Here is a 19,068-nt window from a genome sequence, read left to right as displayed (position 1 = left end):
CGGTGATCGTCATCTTTCGGGATCGTCCGGTTACCCGCCCGCGAAGTTGGGCCAACCGTGCGTTACCGTGACGAAACGGCCCGCAGCGGGCGGCCGTCTGCGCGCGAAACAGGGAGAAGGACATGGCCACCAAGGCTGAGAAGATCGTCGCCGGACTCGGCGGCATCGACAACATCGACGAGATCGAAGGCTGCATCACCCGCCTCCGCACCGAGGTCCACGACCCCAGCAAGGTCGACGAAGCCGCCCTCAAGGCCGCCGGCGCCCACGGCGTCGTCAAGATGGGCACCGCGATCCAGGTCGTCATCGGCACCGACGCGGACCCCATCGCCGCCGACATCGAAGACATGATGTGACCGGCTGACCCCACGCCGGACCCCGCGGCCCCGCCTCCGCGAGGCGCCCGCACCCGCAGGCCCCGTACCCCCATCGCAGGGGACGGGGCCTGCGGCGCACCCGGACGGCGACGGCCACGCCCGCGCCCCCTCCGCCCCCGGGCTCACCGCACCCGAACGGAGCCACCCCCGCCAACGGATAAAGTCGGCCCCATGTCTCGCATCGACGGCCGCACCCCCGAACAGCTCCGCCCCGTCACCATCGAACGCGGCTGGAGCAAGCACGCCGAAGGCTCAGTCCTCATCTCCTTCGGCGACACCAAAGTCTTCTGCACCGCCTCCGTCACCGAAGGCGTCCCGCGCTGGCGCAAGGGCAGCGGCGAGGGCTGGGTCACCGCCGAATACTCCATGCTGCCCCGCTCCACCAACACCCGCGGCGACCGCGAAGCCGTACGCGGCAAGATCGGCGGCCGCACCCACGAGATCAGCCGCCTGATCGGCCGTTCGCTCCGCGCCGTCATCGACTACAAGGCGCTCGGCGAGAACACCATCGTCCTGGACTGCGACGTCCTCCAGGCCGACGGAGGCACCCGTACCGCCGCCATCACCGGGGCGTACGTCGCCCTCGCCGACGCCGTCACCTGGGCCCAGGGCAAGAAGATCGTCAAGGCCGGCCGCAAGCCGCTCACCGACACCGTCGCCGCCATCAGCGTCGGCATCGTCGACGGCACCCCGCTCCTCGACCTCTGCTACGAGGAGGACGTCCGCGCCGAGACCGACATGAACGTCGTCTGCACGGGCGACGGCCGCTTCGTCGAGGTCCAGGGCACCGCCGAGGGCGCCCCCTTCGACCGCAAGGAACTGGGCTCCCTCCTGGACCTGGCCACCGCGGGCTGCGTCGACCTCGCCGCACTCCAGCGTGACGCACTCGCAACCACGCAGAACGCGTAGCGACTCGCCCCCCTCGGGTAAAGAAGCAACCAAATACGCACCACAGAGCGTCGTTACGGATACGGACGCACGGGTCGAACCGTGCGTCCGTCCACGTACCGACCCCCCGGGGAGGAACCGCACCATGGCTTCGCGCCGCCACCGACGTATCGCCCTCGCCACCGCCGCCGCCCTGCTGACGCTGACCACGGCAGTGGGCTGCGCCGGCCTCGACAAGGCGCTCGACTGCGTCCGCACCGCCGACGCCATCGCCACCAGCGTCAACAAGCTCCAGCAGGCCGTCTCCAACGCCTCCGAGGACATCACCCAGGCCTCCGAGTCCCTGGACGAGATCGACCGCGAGCTGAAGAAGCTCGACGACACCACGGACAACGCCGACCTCTCCAAGGCCGTCGACGACCTCCAGGCGGGCGTCACGGAGGTCCGCACCTCCATCGAGGCGGGCGACGCCACCCCTGACATCACCCCGGTGACGGACGCGGCGACGGAGATCGGCAAGGTCTGCAGCCCGTAAGAACACAGGCCCACGGGAAGGGGAGAGGGGACCGGGTCGGCCGAAGCGTCCACAGCGCCGGCCCGGCGATAATCGCCCCATGAAGCGCCTGATCCTCGCCACCCGCAACGCCGGGAAAATCACCGAACTCCACGCCATCCTCGCCGACGCGGGACTCGACCTCGACCTCGTCGGCGCGGACGCGTACCCCGACATCCCCGACGTCAAGGAGACCGGCGTCACCTTCGCCGAGAACGCGCTCCTCAAGGCCCACGCCCTGGCCCGCGCCACGGGCCACCCGGCCGTCGCCGACGACTCCGGCCTCTGCGTGGACGTCCTCGGCGGCGCCCCCGGCATCTTCTCGGCCCGCTGGTCCGGTACCCACGGCGACGACGAAGCCAACCTCAACCTGCTCCTGGCCCAGCTCGGCGACATCGACACCCCGCACCGGGGCGCCTACTTCGCCTGCGCCGCGGCCCTGGCCCTCCCCGACGGCACGGAACGCGTGGTCGAGGGCCGCCTGAACGGCATCCTCCGCCCCACCCCGTCGGGCGCCAACGGCTTCGGCTACGACCCGATCCTCCAGCCGGAGGGCGAGACCCGCACCTGCGCGGAGCTGACCCCGGCGGAGAAGAACGCGATCAGCCACCGGGGGAAGGCGTTCCGGGCGTTGGTGCCGGTGGTGCGGGAGTTGGTGGGATAGGCCGGAGACGGGAGACGGCCTGCGCATCAGTGCTTCGATGCGCAGGCCGTTCTCGGTGCGGCGGAAGGGATTCGAACCCTCAAGCCGTTTCACGGGCCACAGATCCTAAGTCTGCTGTGTCGCCAGTTGCACCACCGCCGCCAGACGCATGTCATCGTACCGGGCCGGATGGCTGAGGCGGCATGAGATTTCCTCGCGAGGGACGGACGGAACGGGCCGCCCTCAGAACTTCGGCTCAGGCGCCTGCGCCTGGACCAGTTCCGCCGCCTCCTCGTCCGTCTCCACCGACGGCGGGGAGCCGATCAGCGGCTGCTGGGCGGTCTCCTTCATGCAGGCCACCGCGATCACGCCGATCAGGGCCGCCGCCATCGCGTAGTACGCCGGCATCAGGTTGGAGCCGGTCCAGCTGATCAGGGCCGTGATCACCAGCGGGGTCGTTCCGCCGAAGATCGACGCGGAGAGGTTGTAGCCGACCGACAGGGAGCCGTAGCGGACGTTCGTCGGGAACAGGGCCGGGAGGGCCGCCGACATCGTGCCCAGCATGCAGACCAGCGAGAGGCCCAGCATCAGCATGCCGATCGTGATCGGGAGGATGCCGTCGACCCGGATCAGGAGGAAGGCGGGGAGGGAGAGGAAGAGGAAGCCGAGCATTCCGGCCATCAGCAGCGGCTTGCGGCCGAAGCGGTCGGAGAGCTTGCCGACCTGGCTGATGATCAGCATCAGAAACACCATCACCGCCAGCAGGATCAGCAGCCCGTGCGTCTCGCTGTAGCCCAGCTCGTCGGAGAGGTACGTCGGCATGTACGACAGCAGCATGTAGTCGGTGATGTTGTACGCGCCGACCAGGCAGATGCAGAGGATCAGCGTCGGCCAGTACTGCCGGAAGATCTTCGCCAGGTCGCCCTTGGCCGTGGCCTCGACGCCGTCCGCCGCCTCGCTCGCGTGCGCGGTGCCGCCCTCCAGCTTCTGGAAGGCCGGGGTCTCGTCCAGCTTCAGCCGCAGGTAGAGGCCGACCAGGCCCAGCGGGCCCGCGACGAGGAACGGGATCCGCCACCCCCAGGCCTCCATCTGGGCGTCGTTCAGGAGGGCGTACAGGGCTGTTACCAGGCCCGCCGCGCCGACGTAGCCCGCCAGGGTTCCGAACTCCAGGAAGCTGCCGAAGAAGCCGCGCCGCTTGTCGGGGGCGTACTCCGCGATGAACGTCGACGCGCCGCCGTACTCACCGCCCGTCGAGAAGCCCTGGAGCATCCGGAAGAAGATCAGCAGGACCGCGGCCCAGACGCCGATCGTGTCGTGCGAGGGGATCAGGCCGATCGCGAACGTGCCGACCGCCATCAGGATCATCGTCAGCGCGAGGACCTTCTTGCGGCCGACCTTGTCTCCCATCGGGCCGAAGAACATCCCGCCGAGCGGCCGCACCAGGAAGGCCACCGCGAAGGTCGCGAAGGAGGACAGCAGCTGCGTGGTGTCGTTCCCGGACGGGAAGAAGACGTGGCCGATGGTCACGGCCAGGTAGGAGTAGATCCCGAAGTCGAACCACTCCATGGCGTTACCCAGGGAGGCGGCCTTCACGGCCCGCTTCACCGCGGCGTCGTCCGTGACCGTGATGTCCGTCCGGCGCAGCCGCGGGTTCTGGCGCTTCCGGATGGCCCGGAAGAGCGCGGGGTGGCGCTTGACCGCTGCTGGGTCGGCCGCCTGCTGGGGGTCGGAGGCCGCCATGGCCGGGGTCCTTTCCTCGAAGGGTGTTCCAGGAAAGGCTTCTGCGCAGAGTTGACGGCCGCAAACCGACTTCATGGGTCGATGCGATCTCCCTCACACGATCTCGACACACCGAGGTGTCGGGATCGTGTGAGGGGCGGGGGTGTCGGGGGTGTCCCAGAGAGTGTCTCGGGGGGTGTCCCAGGGGGCCGTCAGATGCCCAGGTCCCTGATGATCTTCGCCACGTGCCCGGTCGCCTTCACGTTGTAGAACGCGTGCTCGACCTTGCCGTCCTCGTCGACGACGACGGTGGAGCGGATCACGCCCGTCACCACTTTGCCGTAGAGCTTCTTCTCGCCGAAGGCGCCGTACGCCGCCAAAGTTTCCTTCGCCGGGTCGCCCACCAGGGTGACCTTGAGGTTCTCCGTGTCGCGGAACTTCGCGAGCTTCTCCGGCTTGTCGGGGGAGACGCCGATGACGTCGTATCCGGCGTTCGCCAGGAGGTCGAGGTTGTCCGTGAAGTCGCAGGCCTGCTTGGTGCATCCGGGGGTAAGAGCGGCCGGGTAGAAGTACACGATGACCTTGCGGCCCTTGTGGTCGGCGAGCGACACCTCGTTGCCGTCGGCGTCGGGAAGGGTGAAGGCGGGAGCGGTGTCGCCGGGCTTCAGTCGCTCGCTCATGTGGTTCTCCTCGGGTGGTGCGCTGGTCGGACGGGACCGAGGGTAATAGGGGTGCCGCCGGGTGTGCGGAGGTTCGAGCTGACAGACTGTCGACGAAGGTTTCAGACGAAGGTTCAACGGACGACGACCACGGAGGCGGCGCAGTGTCGGATGCCAGGACCCCTGCGCAGATCGAGGCGGACATCATCAGCAGGCGTGAGCAGCTCGCTGTGGTGCTCGACGAGATCGGGGTGCGCGTACACCCGAAGACGATCATCGGCGATGCCAAGGCGAAGGCGGCCCAGACCGTGGACCGGACGGCCGGCCGCGCCTTCGTCGCGGTGAACCGCTCGGTGTCGGAGGTGAAGGCCCAGTTCGTCGCGGAGGACGGCTCGCCGCGGCTGGAGCGGGTGATCCCCGCGGCGCTGCTGGTGGTCGGCGTGGTGGGGCTGCTCACCTTGTCGAAGCGCCGCGCGTGATCCGGACCCGGCGGCGTACGGTCCGGGCCCCGGCAGGTAGGTTGCGGGCGTGAGCGAGAACACCACCCCCGGCGCCCCCGGCGCCCCGCACGACGACAAGCTTCCCATCCGCATGCTGCACGACCGCGTGCTCGTGCGGAACGACGCGTCCGAGGGCGAGCGGCGTTCCGGCGGCGGCATCCTGATCCCGGCGACGGCCGCGGTGGGCCGTCGGCTGGCCTGGGCCGTCGTCGTGGCGGTCGGGCAGAACGTGCGGACGGTGGAGCCCGGCGACCGGGTGCTGTACGACCCCGAGGACCGGGCCGAGGTCGAGGTGCGGGGCGTGGCGTACGTCCTGATGCGGGAGCGCGATCTGCACGCGGTGGCCGCCGACCGGTTCGAGGGGTCGGTGGATTCGACCGGGCTGTATCTGTAGAACCGCGCTGTTCAGGGCCTGGTGACCGGTGTCACCAGGCCCTTTCCCCGTTTTTTGCTACGGTGGAACCACCCCGACGAGACGCGCCGTACCGGGTTGGCAAAGACGACGCACCCGTGAAGTTGTCCGTGTGTTCGTCGTCGGAGGTTCTGTCATGGCGTGGGTTCTGCTGGTCGTCGCCGGTCTGCTCGAAGTGGGCTGGTCGATCGGGATGAAGTACACCGAGGGGTTCACCCGGCTGTGGCCGAGCGTGTTCACCGGCCTCGGGATCGTGGCGAGCATGGTGCTGCTGTCGCATGCGGCGAAGACGCTGCCGATCGGTACGGCGTACGGCGTGTGGGTCGGGATCGGCGCGGCCGGTGCGGCGATCCTGGGCATGGTCGTGCTGAACGAGCCGGTGACCGCCGCCCGGATCTTCTTCGTCTGTCTGCTGCTGGTGGCCGTGGTCGGCCTGAAGGCGACCTCGGGGCACTGAGGCCCCAGGGCCTGTCCGTTCCGGGCAGGCCCTAGCCGTTTCCGTCCGGAACGGACACCGCTCCCTCGTCTGCCCCGCCCGTCGTGCCGCCGCCGGTGCTCCCGTCGGTGCTCCCGCCGGTGCTCCCGTCGGTGTTGCCGCCGGTGCTCGTGCCGGAGTCGGGCGGGGCGCTGCCGTCCGGGGTGCCGTCGGGGGTGGTGTCGGACGTGCTGTCCGGGCTGGCGTCGGGGTCCGGTGAGGAGGACGGGTCCGTGCCCCCGTCGGCGTTCTCGTCGATCAGGAGCTCGTCCCCCTCGTCCGAGCCCGGGGCCGGCCGCAGGTCGAACTCCTGGGCCGGGGACGAGCGCAGCGCCGCTTCCGTATAGGCGGCCCAGGTCTCGGCCGGGGCGCCGCCGCCGTTGACGCGGGACAGGCCGAGGGCTCCGTAGAGCGGGGTCTGGGCGCCCGTGTCCGGGTTCTGGCCCATCACGGCGACGACGCTCGCGAGGTCCGGGGTGTAGCCGGCGAACCAGGCGGCCCGGTCCTCCTCCGCGGTGCCGGTCTTGCCGACGGCCGGGCGGCCCACCGCCTGGGCCGCGGTGCCGGTGCCGCCCTCCACGACGCTGCGCAGGACGGCGGTGGTGGTGTCGGCGGCCTCGCGGCTGACGGCCTGGTCGGTGGTGCGTTCGGGGAGGCCGATCTCCGCGCCGTCCTTGGTGACCTTCTCGACGAGGACGTACCTGCCGTGCCGGCCGTGGTCGGCCAGGGTGGCGTACGCCTCGGCCATGTCGAGGACGCTGGCGTTGGCGGTGCCGAGCGCGATGGAGGGGGCGGCGGTGAGGTCGGGGGTGTCGGCGGGGATGCCGAGGGCGATCGCGGTGTCCCGGACCTTCGCGGGGCCGACGTCCTGCGCCATCTGGGCGTAGACGGAGTTGACGGACTTGTCGGTGGCGATGCGTACGGTGATGTCGCCGTAGTCGACGTCGTCCTCGTTGGCGGGGGCGTAGTCGGTGGACCCCTGCACGCCGACGACCGTGCGCTTGTTGGTGCCGTCGTAGACGGTGTTGGGCGTGATGCGCCGGCCGTCCTGGGTGGTGGAGTCGTTGACGACGGCGGAGGCGAGGACGAACGGCTTGAAGACGGAGCCGACCTGGTAGTCGCGGCGGGTCGCGTTGCTGACGTACTGCTTCGTGTAGTCGATGCCGCCGTACAGGGCGACGACCTCCCCGGTCTTCGGGACGATCGAGGCGCCGCCGACGCGGACGTTGCGGTCGGCGGCGCGGTCGGCGCTGGTCTTGGCCGTCACGTTGTCGGCGACCGCTTTGACGAAGGCGTCCTGCTTGGCCTTGTCGAGGGTGGTGGTGATGCGGTAGCCGCCGGTGGCGAGGGTCTTCGCGTCGAGGATGCCGCGCCGGTTCAGGTAGTCCTCGACGGCCTGCACGATGTAGCCGCGCTGCCCCGAGAGCCCGTTCGACGGTTTGGCCTCGCCGGGGGTGGGGAACCGCGTTGTCGCCCGTTCGGCGGCGGTGAGCCAGCCTTCCTTGACCATGCCGTTGAGAACGTAGTTCCAGCGGCGCTGGGCCGCGGGCCTGTTGCCGGGGTGGGCGATGACGTCGTAGGCGCTGGGGGCGTTCAGCAGGGAGGCGAGGTACGCGCCTTCGGCGGTGGTGAGCTCCTCGACGTTCTTGCCGTAGTAGGCCTGGGCGGCGGCCTGGATGCCGTACGCGTTGCGCCCGAAGTAGCTGGTGTTGAGGTAGCCCTCGAAGATCTGGTCCTTGGTCTCCTCGCGGTTGAGCTTGACCGCGATGATGGCTTCCTTGGCCTTGCGCAGGACGGTGCGTTCCTGGCCGAGGTAGTAGTTCTTCACGTACTGCTGGGTGATCGTCGAGCCGCCCTGTTTGCCCTTGCCGGTGACGGTGTTCCAGCCGGCCCGGAGCATCGCCTTCACGTCCACGGCGCGGTCGTCGGTGTAGAAGTCCCGGTCCTCGGCGGCCAGGACCGCGTGCTGGACGGTCGGCGGGACCTGGGAGAGCTTGACCTTCTCCCGGTTCACATCGCCGTCCCGGGCGATGACGCTGCCGTCGCTGTAGAGGTAGACGTTGGACTGGGCGGTGGCCGCCGCGTTGGCGGCCGGGATGTCGACGAGCCGGTAGGCGGCGAAGATTCCGGCGCCGAGGAGGACGACGAGGCCGAGGAGGGTGCCGAGGGTCATCCGCCAGGTGGGGACGGCGCGCCGCCAGCCGGTGCGCCGGGGCCGGGCCTTCTTCCCGGGCTTCTGCCCGGGCCGCTCCCCGGATGCCGTCGGTCGCTCGTTTCCGGGGGAGGCTCCCGCGCCCGAGGAGTCGCGGGGGGCCCAGCTCTGTGGCTCGTCGCTCATGTCGGTGGGGGCTCCTGAGACGTGGTCAGTTCTCCCATAGTGCCCGGTTCATCAGGAAATCTGCGTTTATTACTGTCTCGTTCCCTCCTCCGGTCGTGGAAAAGGAGTCGCCGCGGCCCTCACGCGTGGACTAGGGTCGTGCGCTTTGGTGCCGGGAGCCGGTGGCGGGGGAGAGGGGGCGGCGTGCGGCTGTACGCAGTGGTGGCGGCGGGCGGGTTCCGGCGCTACGCCACCTACCGGACGGCGACGGCGGCGGGAGTGTTCACCAACACCGTCTTCGGCTTCATCATGGCGTACACCTACATCGCCCTGTGGGACGTACGTCCGCAGCTCGGCGGCTACGACACCTCCCAGGCGCTGACGTACGTCTGGCTCGGCCAGGCCCTGTTGATGAGCAGCGCCCTGATGGGCGGTGGGTTCGAGAGCGAGCTGGTCGAGCGGATCCGTACGGGGGACGTCGCCGTCGACCTGTACCGGCCCGCCGACCTCCAGCTGTGGTGGCTGGCGGCGGATCTGGGCCGGGCGGCGTTCCACCTGCTGGGGCGCGGGGTGGCGCCGATGTTCCTGGGGGCGCTCGCCTTCGACCTGGCGTTCCCCGGGTCGCTCTGGACCTGGCCGGCGTTCCTGCTGTCGGTGTTCCTGGGTGTCGTGGTCAGCTTCGCGATCCGCTATCTGGTCGCGATGTCGGCGTTCTGGCTGCTCGACGGCGCGGGGGCGATGCAGATGGCGATGCTGGCGGGGCTGTTCTTCTCCGGGATGCTGCTGCCGCTGAACCTGTTCCCCGGGCTGCTGGGCGAGGTGGCGCGGGCGCTGCCGTGGTCCTCGCTCCTCCAGGTGCCGGCCGATGTGTTCCTCGGCAAGCACACCGGGTGGGGGCTGGTGGGGGCGTACGTGTTCCAGGCCGGCTGGGCGGTCGTGCTGCTCGGGGCGGGCCGGCTGCTGCAGACCGCGGCGACCAGGAGAGTGGTGGTGCAGGGTGGCTGAGTCGGTGGCGGTACGGGCCGACGGCGAGGAACGCGAGCCGGCCGGCTTCGCCTTCGAGGACCGGCCCCGGCCGCTGGAAGGCGTCCGGGCGTACGGGCTGATCATGGCGATGTGGGTGCGCTCGACGATGGCGTACCGGGCCTCGTTCGCCATGACCCTGTTCGGGAACCTCGCGGTGACGGCCTTCGACTTCGTGACGATCCTGCTGATGTTCACGCACGTCGACGCGCTCGGCGGCTACGCGCTGCCGGAGATCGCGCTGCTGTACGGCCTGTCGTCGACGGCGTTCGGGGTCTGCGACCTGCTGCTGGGATCGATGGACCGGGTCGGCGGGCGCGTACGGGACGGAACGTTCGACACCCTGCTGGTGCGCCCGGTGCCGGTGCTCGCACAGGTGGCGGCGGACCGGTTCGCGCTGCGCCGGCTGGGCCGGATCACCCAGGGCCTGTTGGTGCTCGGCTACGCGATCGTCACCCTCGACATCGCCTGGACGCCGCTGAAGATGCTGATGCTGCCGATGACAGTGCTCAGCGGGGCGGCGATCTTCGGGGCGATCTTCATCGCGGGAGCGGCGTTCCAGTTCGTCGCGCAGGACGCCTCGGAGGTGCAGAACTCCTTCACGTACGGCGGGACGACGCTGCTCCAGTACCCGCCCACCATCTTCGCGAAGGACCTGGTGCGCGGGGTGACGTTCGTGGTGCCGCTGGCCTTCGCGAGCTGGCTGCCCGCGCTGTACGTGCTGGGGCGGGAGTACCCGGTGGATCTGCCGCAGTGGGTGGCGTTCCTGCCGCCGCTCGTCGCGGCGGGCTGCTGCGGTCTCGCGGGTCTGGCGTGGCGGGCGGGCCTGAGGTCCTACCGGAGCACGGGCAGTTGAGAAACCACGGGAAGCAGGGGAGCCAGGGGGACCACAGGAACCCCGGGGACCACAGGGACCGGGAGCCGACCGGGTCGGACGGGACTACGCGGGAGAGCACGGACATGGCGGACGACGGGTTCATCAGCCTCGACGGAGTCGAGAAGGTCTTCGAGGTCCGCCGCCGGGCGGGCCTGCTGCGCCGGGAGCGCCACGAGGTGCGGGCCGTGGACGGGATCAGCTTCCGGGTCGCGCGCGGCGAGATGGTCGGCTACATCGGCCCGAACGGCGCCGGGAAGTCGACCACGATCAAGATGCTGACGGGCATCCTCACCCCGAGCGGCGGCCGGCTGCGCGTCGCGGGCATCGACCCCTCCCGCGAACGTACGCGCCTGGCGCACCGCATCGGTGTCGTCTTCGGCCAGCGGACGACCCTCTGGTGGGACCTGCCGCTGCGCGACTCGTACCGGCTGATGCACCGCATGTACCGCATCCCCGACCGGCGTTACCGGGAGAACCTGGAGCGCTGCGTCGAACTCCTCGACCTGGGCGAGCTGTTGGAGGTCCCTGTACGGCAGCTCTCGCTCGGCCAGCGGATGCGCGGCGACATCGCGGCGGCGCTGCTGCACGATCCGGAGGTGCTGTACCTGGACGAGCCGACGATCGGTCTCGACGTGATCTCCAAGGCCAAGGTGCGGCAGTTCCTCAAGGAGTTGAACGCCGAGCGCGGGACGACGGTCCTGCTGACGACGCACGACCTCACCGACATCGAGCAGCTGTGCGGCCGGGTCATGGTGATCGACCACGGCCGCCTGATGTACGACGGTTCGCTGGCCGGCCTCCACGAGGTGGGGGAGAGCGAACGCATGCTGGTGGTGGACCTGGAGAGCGAACTCCCACCGATCCGGCTGGAGTCGGTGGACGGGGGAGAGCAACCCGCCCTGCGCGCGGTCAAGGTGGAGGGTCCGCGCCAGTGGCTGGCGTTCCCCGCCGCCGCGTCGGCGGCCCCGCTGGTGGCACGGATCGCCGCGGACTACCCGCTGGTCGACCTGTCGGTACGGGAGCCGGACATCGAGGCCGTGATCGCGAGGATGTACGAGTCGACGCCGTAAGGGGCCCTCCCCCGGGGCGGCGCGCGCAGGTCGTGGGCCTGCGGGTCTGTGCCGGGAACGGGTGCGTTCAATAGGCTGCGCGGTATGACAAGTGAACGTCCGGACATGCGCGCCTCCGATGCCGAGCGCGAGCGGATCGCGGAGCTGCTGCGCGAGGCCGTGGCCGAGGGCCGACTGGATATGGACGAGTTCGACCAGCGCCTGGAGACGGCCTACAAGGCCCGTACGCACGGGGAGTTGGAGCCGCTGGTCCAGGACCTGCCGGCACCGGGCTCGGCGGTCGCTCCGGTCGGTTCGTCCGCGCCCGCCTCGCTGGGGGGCTCGGCCGCGAACTGGCCCGCGCGGATCGGCGGCCCCGCGACCTCCACGGGCGGGTTCGCGCTCTGGGGCGGCTTCAACCGGAGGGGCCGCTGGACGGTGGCCCGGAAGTTCACCGCGTTCGCGATGTGGGGCGGCGGCGAGATCGACCTGCGCGACGCGCACTTCGAGGACCGCGAGACCGTGATCCGCTGCTTCACGATCATGGGCGGCATCCATGTGACCGCACCGCCGGAGCTGAACGTCGAGGTCCGGGGCATCGGCATCATGGGCGGCTTCGGCGAGGGCTCCAACGAGGACGGCGAGATCGCCCCCGACTCGCCGCGGGTGCGGATCACCGGCTTCGCCCTGATGGGCGGCGTCGGGGTGGAGCGCAAGCGGACGAAGGCGGAGCGCCGCCGCTTGAAGGAGGCGAAGGAGGCGGAGCTGGAGGCGCGCCGCCGCCACGAGCTGGAGGGCCCGGACGACGGCGGCTCCGGCGAAGGACGCAAGAAGCTCTGAGGGCCCTGGGGCGTGCCCGGCGGGTTCACGGCGCTGAGGCCCTTCGCCTCTCCTCAGCGGGTCACAGCGCGTCGGACCGGGGCGCGCGGTCCCGGTCCAGGGACTTCAGGTCCACCCGGTCGCCGAGCGCGCGGTACCCGTCGTCGTTGAGGTGCAGGTGGTCGCCGGAGTCGTACGAGGCGAGGAGCCGGTTCGGCGCGGCGGGGTCGCGTACCGCCGCGTCGAAGTCGACGTACGCGTCGTAGACCGTGCCCGACCGGATCTGCTCGTTGACCGCGCGGCGTACGGCGTCGCGCTGGGGCGTCCAGGTGGCGAAGCCCTCGAACGGGGTCAGCGTCGCGCCGACGACCCGGAGCCCGCGGGCGTGCGCCCGGTCGGTGAGGGCGCGCAGGCTGTCCACGATGCGCTGGGGGTCGGCCTCCTGCGGGTACTGCTGTACGTCGTTGATGCCGAGCGCCACGACGACGGTCCGGGCCCCGGCGACCCCCAGGACGTCCCGGTCGAGCCGGTCGGTGCCCGACTGGCCGCCGGTGCCGCGGCCGATGCCCACGACCCGGTTGCCCGCGATGCCCGCGTTGGCGACCCCGTACCGGCCGCCCAGCCGGTCGGCGAGGACGTCGGGCCAGCGGGCGTTGGCGTCGGTGCTGGAGCCGCTGCCCGCCGTCAGGGAGTCCCCGAGGGCGACGACCGCGCCGAGCGCCTGCTCGCTGCGGACGTCCACGGCGGTCAGGTAGCGCCAGTTGCTGGTGGTGAAGGTGCCGCGTTCGTCGATCAGGAACGATGTCTGGTGGGTGTAGCCGTGGAAGGTGACCGGCCCGCCGCCCCGCGGGGTACGGAAGCTGACCTGGAGGTCGGAGTCGGGGGCCACCGGCACGACGACCGGGTCGCTGACGACCCGTCCGCCCGCGGCGACGGTGACGGTCCCGGAGCCCTTGAAGGTCACCGGCCGGGTGTTGACGGTGGCCTGGTCGACGACCAGAGGGGTCGTGCCGAAGAGATTGGACAGCGTGATCCGGGCGACGTCCCCGCCGATGCTGGTGTGCACGACGTTACGGACGGTGCGCCCGGGGAACCCGCCCTCGGTGCCCTTCTCGGCGCCGACGGGCGCGGCGGTCCAGGTGGCGACCCACGAGGGGCCCGAGGTGGCGGGGGCGACCGGGTTACGGGCGGCCGCCTGGGTCTCGGCGGGCGGCGGTGGCGTCGCCCCGGGGCCGGAGAGGAGCGTCGTTGCGAAGGCGACGGCGGCGGCGAGCGCGGCGGTGCCCGCCACTAGGGCGATGAGCAGGGCATACCCCTGGCGCCTTGGCATGTGCGGTGGTTCTCCTTGTGATGATCGTGCTGGTCCCATGATGCGACAGGCCGTCGGGAACTCCACATGCGGCCCAGGAGTAGGGGAGGTAGGGACAATGCGTACGTCACGGGGGCGAGGCGTACGCGGACGGGTGGAGCGGATGGAACGGACCGGATCCGGCGAGCAGGGGCAGGACGGGGACGCGGTGCAGAAGGACGCGGAGCAGGCGCCGGAGGCCGCGGCGTCGGTGCGGTCGGCGCTGCCGCCGGGGCGGGCGCGGGAGCCGGGGGCGGGAGCGGGCGCGGGCCCGCTGGCCTCGTTCGCGTACACCGCCGCCGACGAGGAGAAGCAGCGCGGCGTACGGCGCATGAAACTCACGGCGACCGGCCTCCTTCTGCTCGTAGCGCTCGTGTACGTCCTGGCCACCTGGGCGAAGAACTCAGGCGTGGGGGGCTGGCCGGGCTACGTCGCAGCGGCTGCCGAGGCGGGCATGGTGGGCGCGCTCGCGGACTGGTTCGCCGTCACGGCGCTCTTCCGGCGCCCGCTCGGCCTGCCCATCCCGCACACAGCCATCATCCCCACCAAGAAGGATCAGCTAGGACAGTCCCTCGGTTCCTTCGTTGGCGAGAACTTTCTCTCCGGAGACGTCATTCGTGACCGAATTCACGCTCTGGGGGTCGGCCGGCGGCTCGGTGTGTGGCTCGCGGAGCCGGCCCACGCGGACCGGGTCACCGCCGAGCTGGCGACGGCGCTGCGCGGTGCGCTGACGGTCCTTCGGGATTCCGACGTCCAGGCGGTGGTCGGCGAGGCGATCACCCGGCGGGCGGACGCGGTGGAGGTCGGCCCGGGCCTCGGCAAGATGCTGGAGAAGGTCGTCACGGACGGCGGCCACCGCAAGGTCGTCGACCTCATCTGCGTACGGGCGCACGACTGGCTGGTGGAGCACGGCGATTCGGTGATGAACGCGGTGCAGGGCGGGGCCCCCGGCTGGACGCCGAGATTTGTGGACAAGCGGGTCGGGGAGCGGGTCTACAAGGAACTGCTGCGGTTCGTCACGGAGATGCGGGACATGCCGGAGCACCCGGCGCGCGGCTCGATCGACACGTTCCTGACCGACTTCGCGGCCGACCTCCAGACCGACGCCGACACCCGGGCCCGGGTGGAGCGCCTGAAGTCGGAGATCCTGGGCCGGAGCGAGGTCCAGGACGTCATCGCCTCGGCCTGGTCCTCCGTCCGCACGATGATCATCTCGGCGGCGGAGGACGAGCGCAGCGAACTGCGGCTGCGGGCCCGCGCCTCGCTGATGTCGCTGGGCGCGAGGCTGGCGAGCGACGAACGGCTCCAGGGCAAGCTGGACGGCTGGCTGGAGGACGCGGCGGTGTACGTGGTGACGACGTACCGCGCGGAGATCACCTCGCTGATCAGCGAGACGGTCGCGGGCTGGGACGCGGACCAGACCTCGAAGAAGATCGAGGCGCACATCGGCCGCGACCTCCAGTTCATCCGGATCAACGGCACGGTGGTGGGCGCGCTTGCGGGCCTGGCGATCTACACGGTGTCGCACGCGCTGGGGGGTTGAGCGGTCAGCTCACCGGGGCCGGGGGCCGTGGGCCTGTGCCCCGCCGCTCCGGGTGCGTACCCGTACGTTCCTGTCGTGTCCGGTACGGGTACGCACCCGGCCTACGCGGGGGAGTTGCCGGGGAGTACGGGCGCGGGGCGGCGGGTGTTCAGGTGGGGGCGGGATTCTTTCCGGAGCCGGATCCCATGTGGGCGGTGGGCGGGCTCAGCTCTGGGCGGGCTCAGCTCCGTGCGGCCCGCCGGGTGACGGCCCAGGAGGCGGCGGCCACGCCGCCCGCGACGGCGAACACGGCGGGCCAGGCGCCGACCTTCTTGGCGAGCGGGTGCGACCCGGCGAAGGCGGCGGCATAGGCGACGCTCAGCCCGGCGGCGGCACGCGGCCCGGCCTGCCGGTTCCACTCGTACGCGGCCAGCGACCCGGCGGCGGCGAGCGCGGCACCGCCGAGCGGCCGCTTCCTGGTCCACCGGGCGACGCCGTACCCCCCGACGAGCCCGCTCGCCGCCACCGCCGCTGCCGGAACCTTCGCCATCGCCGCCACCATCGCTTTCTGTGAGCCGTCCTGTGAACCGTCGGTATTTCTGTGGTTCGGTACGGAGCCCGAGGCTAGCGTTCGGGGCGACGCGGCCGGAGGGCGGTACGGGGGAGGCGGGGGTTCCGGGTGGAAGCGGCCAGGGGAACGACCACGGTGACGGTGACGGACCCGGGCGAGGCCGACGGAGGAGCGACCGGTGCCGGGGCCGGTCCCGTACGCCTCTTCTGCACCGACCACGGCGGAGACGGCCCGCCGCTGCTTCTGCTGCACGGATTGGCCGGGCACTGCGGCGAGTGGGAGGCGCTGGCGGCCCGGTTCACGGCCACGCACCGGGTGATCGCCTTCGACGCACGCGGCAGCGGGGCGAGTACGCGCCGCCCCGGGGACGTGACACGGGCGGCGCACGTGAGTGACGTACGGGCCGTGGCGCGCCGGTTCGGTCTGGCCGGAAAGGACACGGTGCTGGTCGGCCAGTCGATGGGCGGCCTCACCGCCCTGCTGACGGCGGCGGCCCACCCGGAGGTGTGCCGTGCGCTGGTCCTGATCGAGGCGGGCCCGGCGGGTCCGAGCCCGGGGCTGCCGGAGCAGATCGGGCGCTGGCTGGATTCGTGGCCGGTGCCGTTCCCGGACAGGGCGGCGGCCGAGGCGTTCTTCGGCGGCGGCCCGGCGGGCCGGGCCTGGGCGGCGGGCCTCGCTCCGGGCGCCGGCGGACTGCACCCCCGCGTCGACCGGGACGTCATGGTGGCCACGGTCCAGGAGAACGCGCACCGCGACTACTGGGACGCCTGGGACCGGGTGCGCTGCCCGGTGCTGGTGCTGCGCGGCGAGAAGGGGACGATGAAGCCGGACGAGACGGACCGGATGCGGGACCGGCACCCCGCGACCCGGATCGCCGTGATCCCGGGGGCGGGCCACGACGCCCATCTGGACAACTCGGCGGCGGTGTACGAGGAGATGGCGCGGTATCTGCGTGACCTCCGGCGGTGACCCGGGGCCAGTGGCCGGGGTCGGGGTGAGGTCCGGCCCCGCACTGTATGGCACAGCGACATGTGACCCCCTTCACACGATTCACCACCCCGCCTCCCGCGATCCGGATGGCGCGAAACCGGCTCCGCGTGACTCCTGCGGGCGCCGGGAAGGGGGTGCAGAAAGCACCTGACGGGGCGATTTGGGCTGTTCATCTCCCCGTCATCCTGCGCCGTAGAGCCAGCTCAACCCGGTGAACAGGAAGTGGCGACCGGGCCTGCACCCCTTACCGCGTGGGCCGCTTCGGGCTGCTTCATGCAGGATGAAGACATTCGCGTGTTAACTCGCAAATGCCCGACCCGTTAACCTGGGATGTCACTGTCCGAAAGCGATTGTTGACGGAGAGAATCGGGGCGGGATACGTTTTTCACCGTCATGATCAACCCTGCATTCGGGAATCGGTGAGAGATTATGAGAATGCTTGCCCAGGCTCTGAATCAGTACCGATTAGGCGAGTCCGAGGCGGAGAAGGTGAGCGAGCTGTCCGCGCTCGCCGCGCGCTTGTCGGACTCGGTACCCATCGTTGTCTCGGGGCTCCTCATGGATCTCCCGGACGGGATGCGCAAGATGATCCTCGATTTCGGTTCGGACACGGAATCCCGTGGATACTGCATATTGCGCGGAGTTTCGGTGGGTGAATTGCCGAAGACTCCGCAGGCGCACGAGGCCCATATCCTCGACGGCCACCCCACCAACGGAACCCTCATGCTCGTCGCGGACCTCCTCGGCTCGCTGACCGGCTATCAGGACGAGAAGGCCGGCGCGCTCTTCCACGACGTACATCCCGTACGCGGCGAGGAGGCCCGGATCGAGAACAGCGGATCGGTCGCCTTCGACTTCCACACCGAGAACGTGCACCATCCGCTCCGCCCCGACTACCTCGGTCTGCTCTGCCTGCGCCAGGACCACGACCAGATCGCCGCGACCCGCGTCTCCTCCGTGCGCGACGCGCTGCCGCTGCTGACCGACGACGAGGTGGCGGAGCTGCGGAAGCCGCAGTTCCACAGCCTGTATCCGACCTCCTTCACCCGGAACACCACCGGCCCCCGCCCCTCGGCCGGCCCGCATCCGGTGATCTTCGGCCCGGCGGACCGCCCGTTCATGCGCTTCAACTCGCACAACACGCAGGGCGACCACCCGCAGGCGCGGGCCGCACTGCGCTCCCTGGCCACGGCCCTGGAGCGGGTCTGCCGCGACCTGGTGCTCGCGCCGGGCGACCTCGTCGTCCTCGACAACCACGTCGTCGTCCACGGCCGCACCGCGTTCACCCCCCGCTACGACGGCCAGGACCGCTGGCTGCGCCGCTTCTACTCCCTGCGATCCGCCCCGCTCTGGGCCCAGCGCATGATGCGGCACCCGCGCGTGCTGCCGGCGATGACGGAGATCCGCGGGGTCGTCTGACCCGGCGGGCGGCAGCACCCGGCCCCGGGAGCCGGGGCCACGTCACGTGAATGAGGAAGAGTGGAACTGTACGAAGTGCTCGGCCTGCTCGCGGCCGCGACGGCGGCCGGCTGGGTGGATGCGGTCGTCGGCGGTGGCGGGGTGCTGCTCATCCCGGTGCTCCTGTTGGCCTTCCCCCAGTACTCGCCGGCGGTGGCGCTGGGCACGAACAAGATCGCGGCGGTCATGGGAACCGCGACCGCCGCGTACATGTACCAGCGGCGCACCAAGCTGGACCGCTCGGTCCTGCTGCCGGCCGCCGGACTCGCGGTCCCCTTCGGCGCGCTCGGCGCGCTGTCCGCGTCGAGCGTTCCCACGACCTACTTCCGGCCCGTCATCATGGGCCTGCTCATCACCGTGGCGCTCTTCGTGGCCTTCCGGCCCAGTTTCGGGGTCCAGCAGCGGAACATCGTCGTCACCCCGCGCCGCCGCAATGCGGCGATCCTCATCGCGGGTGTCGGCATCGGTTTCTACGACGGGGTCTTCGGCCCCGGTGTCGGCACCTTCCTCATCATTTCCTTCACCACACTCCTGGCGACCCAGTTCCTGGAAAGCGCGGCCATGGCGAAGGTGATCAACGCCTCTTCCAACCTGGGGGCCCTCGCGGTCTTCGCCTGGCAGGGAAACGTCCTGTGGGCCCTCGGTCTCGGAATGGCCGTGGGGAACATCGCGGGCGCGATGATCGGGTCGCGCACCGCCATGAAAAGGGGATCCGGATTCGTCCGCATCGTCCTCGTGCTCGTGGTCACCGGAATGGTGGCCAAGATGGCATTCGACCAGTTCGCCTGACGGCCCTGTTCGCTTGACGGGTCAATCCATGTGACGGACACGTTCACTTGACGGGACGACAGGCGCCCAAGGAATTCAT

General features: G+C 70.8%; 20 protein-coding genes, 1 tRNA gene and 1 riboswitch. Of the genes, 15 read left to right on the top strand and 6 right to left on the bottom strand.

Annotated elements, in window-relative coordinates; genetic code table 11:
* Positions 1 to 122 precede the first annotated feature (122 nt).
* From WQO_RS12335 to rdgB, 4 genes are all read left to right on the top strand, one after another.
* Complete coding sequence (locus WQO_RS12335) at positions 123 to 356, top strand: PTS sugar transporter subunit IIB (protein WP_010062050.1); 234 nt, start codon at positions 123 to 125, stop codon at positions 354 to 356.
* 192 nt (positions 357 to 548) lie between these two features.
* The gene (rph, locus tag WQO_RS12330; protein ID WP_010062049.1) at positions 549 to 1,286 is read left to right on the top strand and encodes a ribonuclease PH; all 738 of its coding nucleotides are present in this window, start codon (positions 549 to 551) and stop codon (positions 1,284 to 1,286) included.
* Positions 1,287 to 1,410: 124 nt separating this feature from the next.
* The gene (locus WQO_RS12325; protein ID WP_010062048.1) at positions 1,411 to 1,800 is read left to right on the top strand and encodes a hypothetical protein; all 390 of its coding nucleotides are present in this window, start codon (positions 1,411 to 1,413) and stop codon (positions 1,798 to 1,800) included.
* Positions 1,801 to 1,879: 79 nt separating this feature from the next.
* The gene (gene rdgB, locus WQO_RS12320) at positions 1,880 to 2,482 is read left to right on the top strand and encodes an RdgB/HAM1 family non-canonical purine NTP pyrophosphatase (RefSeq protein WP_010062046.1); all 603 of its coding nucleotides are present in this window, start codon (positions 1,880 to 1,882) and stop codon (positions 2,480 to 2,482) included.
* A 56-nt stretch (positions 2,483 to 2,538) separates the two neighbouring features.
* Here the strand turns inward: rdgB and WQO_RS12315 are convergent.
* From WQO_RS12315 to bcp, 3 genes are all read right to left on the bottom strand, one after another.
* Positions 2,539 to 2,623, bottom strand: a tRNA-Leu gene (locus WQO_RS12315).
* Positions 2,624 to 2,704: 81 nt separating this feature from the next.
* Entirely contained in the window at positions 2,705 to 4,201 is a 1,497-nt protein-coding gene (gene proP / locus WQO_RS12310; RefSeq protein ID WP_058953966.1) for a glycine betaine/L-proline transporter ProP, read from the bottom strand.
* A gap of 191 nt (positions 4,202 to 4,392) precedes the next feature.
* Positions 4,393 to 4,860, bottom strand: a complete 468-nt coding sequence (gene bcp / locus WQO_RS12305; protein ID WP_006124862.1) for a thioredoxin-dependent thiol peroxidase — start codon at positions 4,858 to 4,860, stop codon at positions 4,393 to 4,395.
* 143 nt (positions 4,861 to 5,003) lie between these two features.
* Between bcp and WQO_RS12300 the strand changes: the two genes are divergently transcribed.
* The 3 genes from WQO_RS12300 to WQO_RS12290 all read left to right on the top strand — a co-directional run bounded on the left by WQO_RS12300 (position 5,004) and on the right by WQO_RS12290 (position 6,208).
* Positions 5,004 to 5,318 carry a DUF3618 domain-containing protein gene (locus tag WQO_RS12300; protein WP_010062043.1) on the top strand — a complete coding sequence of 105 codons (315 nt, stop codon included), beginning with the start codon at positions 5,004 to 5,006 and terminating at the stop codon, positions 5,316 to 5,318.
* Positions 5,319 to 5,430: 112 nt separating this feature from the next.
* The gene (locus tag WQO_RS12295; protein WP_042498713.1) at positions 5,431 to 5,733 is read left to right on the top strand and encodes a GroES family chaperonin; all 303 of its coding nucleotides are present in this window, start codon (positions 5,431 to 5,433) and stop codon (positions 5,731 to 5,733) included.
* A 56-nt stretch (positions 5,734 to 5,789) separates the two neighbouring features.
* Positions 5,790 to 5,848, top strand: a riboswitch (guanidine-III (ykkC-III) riboswitch).
* Between the two features lie 39 nt (positions 5,849 to 5,887).
* Positions 5,888 to 6,208, top strand: coding sequence for a DMT family transporter (locus tag WQO_RS12290; protein WP_006124859.1), 321 nt, complete (start codon positions 5,888 to 5,890; stop codon positions 6,206 to 6,208).
* A 31-nt stretch (positions 6,209 to 6,239) separates the two neighbouring features.
* Here the strand turns inward: WQO_RS12290 and WQO_RS12285 are convergent, their stop codons facing one another.
* Positions 6,240 to 8,564, bottom strand: coding sequence for a transglycosylase domain-containing protein (locus WQO_RS12285; protein ID WP_010062040.1), 2,325 nt, complete (start codon positions 8,562 to 8,564; stop codon positions 6,240 to 6,242).
* 183 nt (positions 8,565 to 8,747) lie between these two features.
* Between WQO_RS12285 and WQO_RS12280 the strand changes: the two genes are divergently transcribed.
* The 4 genes from WQO_RS12280 (at position 8,748) to WQO_RS12265 (ending at position 12,332) form a co-directional block, all read left to right on the top strand.
* Entirely contained in the window at positions 8,748 to 9,548 is an 801-nt protein-coding gene (locus WQO_RS12280; protein ID WP_010062039.1) for an ABC transporter permease, read from the top strand.
* A complete protein-coding gene (locus WQO_RS12275; RefSeq protein ID WP_010062038.1) occupies positions 9,541 to 10,422 on the top strand; it encodes an ABC transporter permease in 882 nt (293 codons plus the stop codon). Before WQO_RS12280 ends, WQO_RS12275 begins: the two co-directional genes overlap by 8 nt.
* Positions 10,423 to 10,526: 104 nt before the next feature.
* Positions 10,527 to 11,513, top strand: a complete 987-nt coding sequence (locus WQO_RS12270) for an ABC transporter ATP-binding protein (RefSeq protein ID WP_010062037.1) — start codon at positions 10,527 to 10,529, stop codon at positions 11,511 to 11,513.
* Positions 11,514 to 11,618: 105 nt separating this feature from the next.
* The gene (locus WQO_RS12265) at positions 11,619 to 12,332 is read left to right on the top strand and encodes a DUF1707 SHOCT-like domain-containing protein (RefSeq protein WP_010062036.1); all 714 of its coding nucleotides are present in this window, start codon (positions 11,619 to 11,621) and stop codon (positions 12,330 to 12,332) included.
* A 61-nt stretch (positions 12,333 to 12,393) separates the two neighbouring features.
* On the opposite strand, the gene WQO_RS12260 is transcribed toward WQO_RS12265, so the two are convergent.
* Positions 12,394 to 13,641, bottom strand: coding sequence for an SGNH/GDSL hydrolase family protein (locus WQO_RS12260; protein WP_029182433.1), 1,248 nt, complete (start codon positions 13,639 to 13,641; stop codon positions 12,394 to 12,396).
* 142 nt (positions 13,642 to 13,783) lie between these two features.
* On the opposite strand from WQO_RS12260, the gene WQO_RS12255 reads away from it, so the two are divergent.
* Positions 13,784 to 15,202: a DUF445 domain-containing protein gene (locus WQO_RS12255; RefSeq protein ID WP_010062033.1), complete on the top strand. Its 1,419-nt coding sequence runs from the start codon at positions 13,784 to 13,786 to the stop codon at positions 15,200 to 15,202.
* Positions 15,203 to 15,422: 220 nt separating this feature from the next.
* Here the strand turns inward: WQO_RS12255 and WQO_RS12250 are convergent, their stop codons facing one another.
* On the bottom strand, positions 15,423 to 15,731 hold the full coding sequence (locus WQO_RS12250; RefSeq protein ID WP_010062032.1) for a hypothetical protein: 309 nt from the start codon (positions 15,729 to 15,731) through the stop codon (positions 15,423 to 15,425).
* A 156-nt stretch (positions 15,732 to 15,887) separates the two neighbouring features.
* On the opposite strand from WQO_RS12250, the gene WQO_RS12245 reads away from it, so the two are divergent.
* The 3 genes from WQO_RS12245 to WQO_RS12235 all read left to right on the top strand — a co-directional run bounded on the left by WQO_RS12245 (position 15,888) and on the right by WQO_RS12235 (position 18,989).
* Positions 15,888 to 16,721 carry an alpha/beta fold hydrolase gene (locus WQO_RS12245; RefSeq protein ID WP_010062031.1) on the top strand — a complete coding sequence of 278 codons (834 nt, stop codon included), beginning with the start codon at positions 15,888 to 15,890 and terminating at the stop codon, positions 16,719 to 16,721.
* Positions 16,722 to 17,390: 669 nt separating this feature from the next.
* On the top strand, positions 17,391 to 18,161 hold the full coding sequence (locus WQO_RS12240) for a TauD/TfdA family dioxygenase (protein WP_418082101.1): 771 nt from the start codon (positions 17,391 to 17,393) through the stop codon (positions 18,159 to 18,161).
* A 60-nt stretch (positions 18,162 to 18,221) separates the two neighbouring features.
* Positions 18,222 to 18,989, top strand: a complete 768-nt coding sequence (locus tag WQO_RS12235) for a sulfite exporter TauE/SafE family protein (protein WP_010062028.1) — start codon at positions 18,222 to 18,224, stop codon at positions 18,987 to 18,989.
* Positions 18,990 to 19,068 lie beyond the last annotated feature (79 nt).

The sequence above is a fragment of the Streptomyces globisporus C-1027 genome (genome assembly GCF_000261345.2).
Taxonomy (GTDB): domain Bacteria; phylum Actinomycetota; class Actinomycetes; order Streptomycetales; family Streptomycetaceae; genus Streptomyces; species Streptomyces pakalii.
Note: the sequence above shows the minus strand (reverse complement) of the source record. Positions and strands in the feature narration are given on the sequence as shown.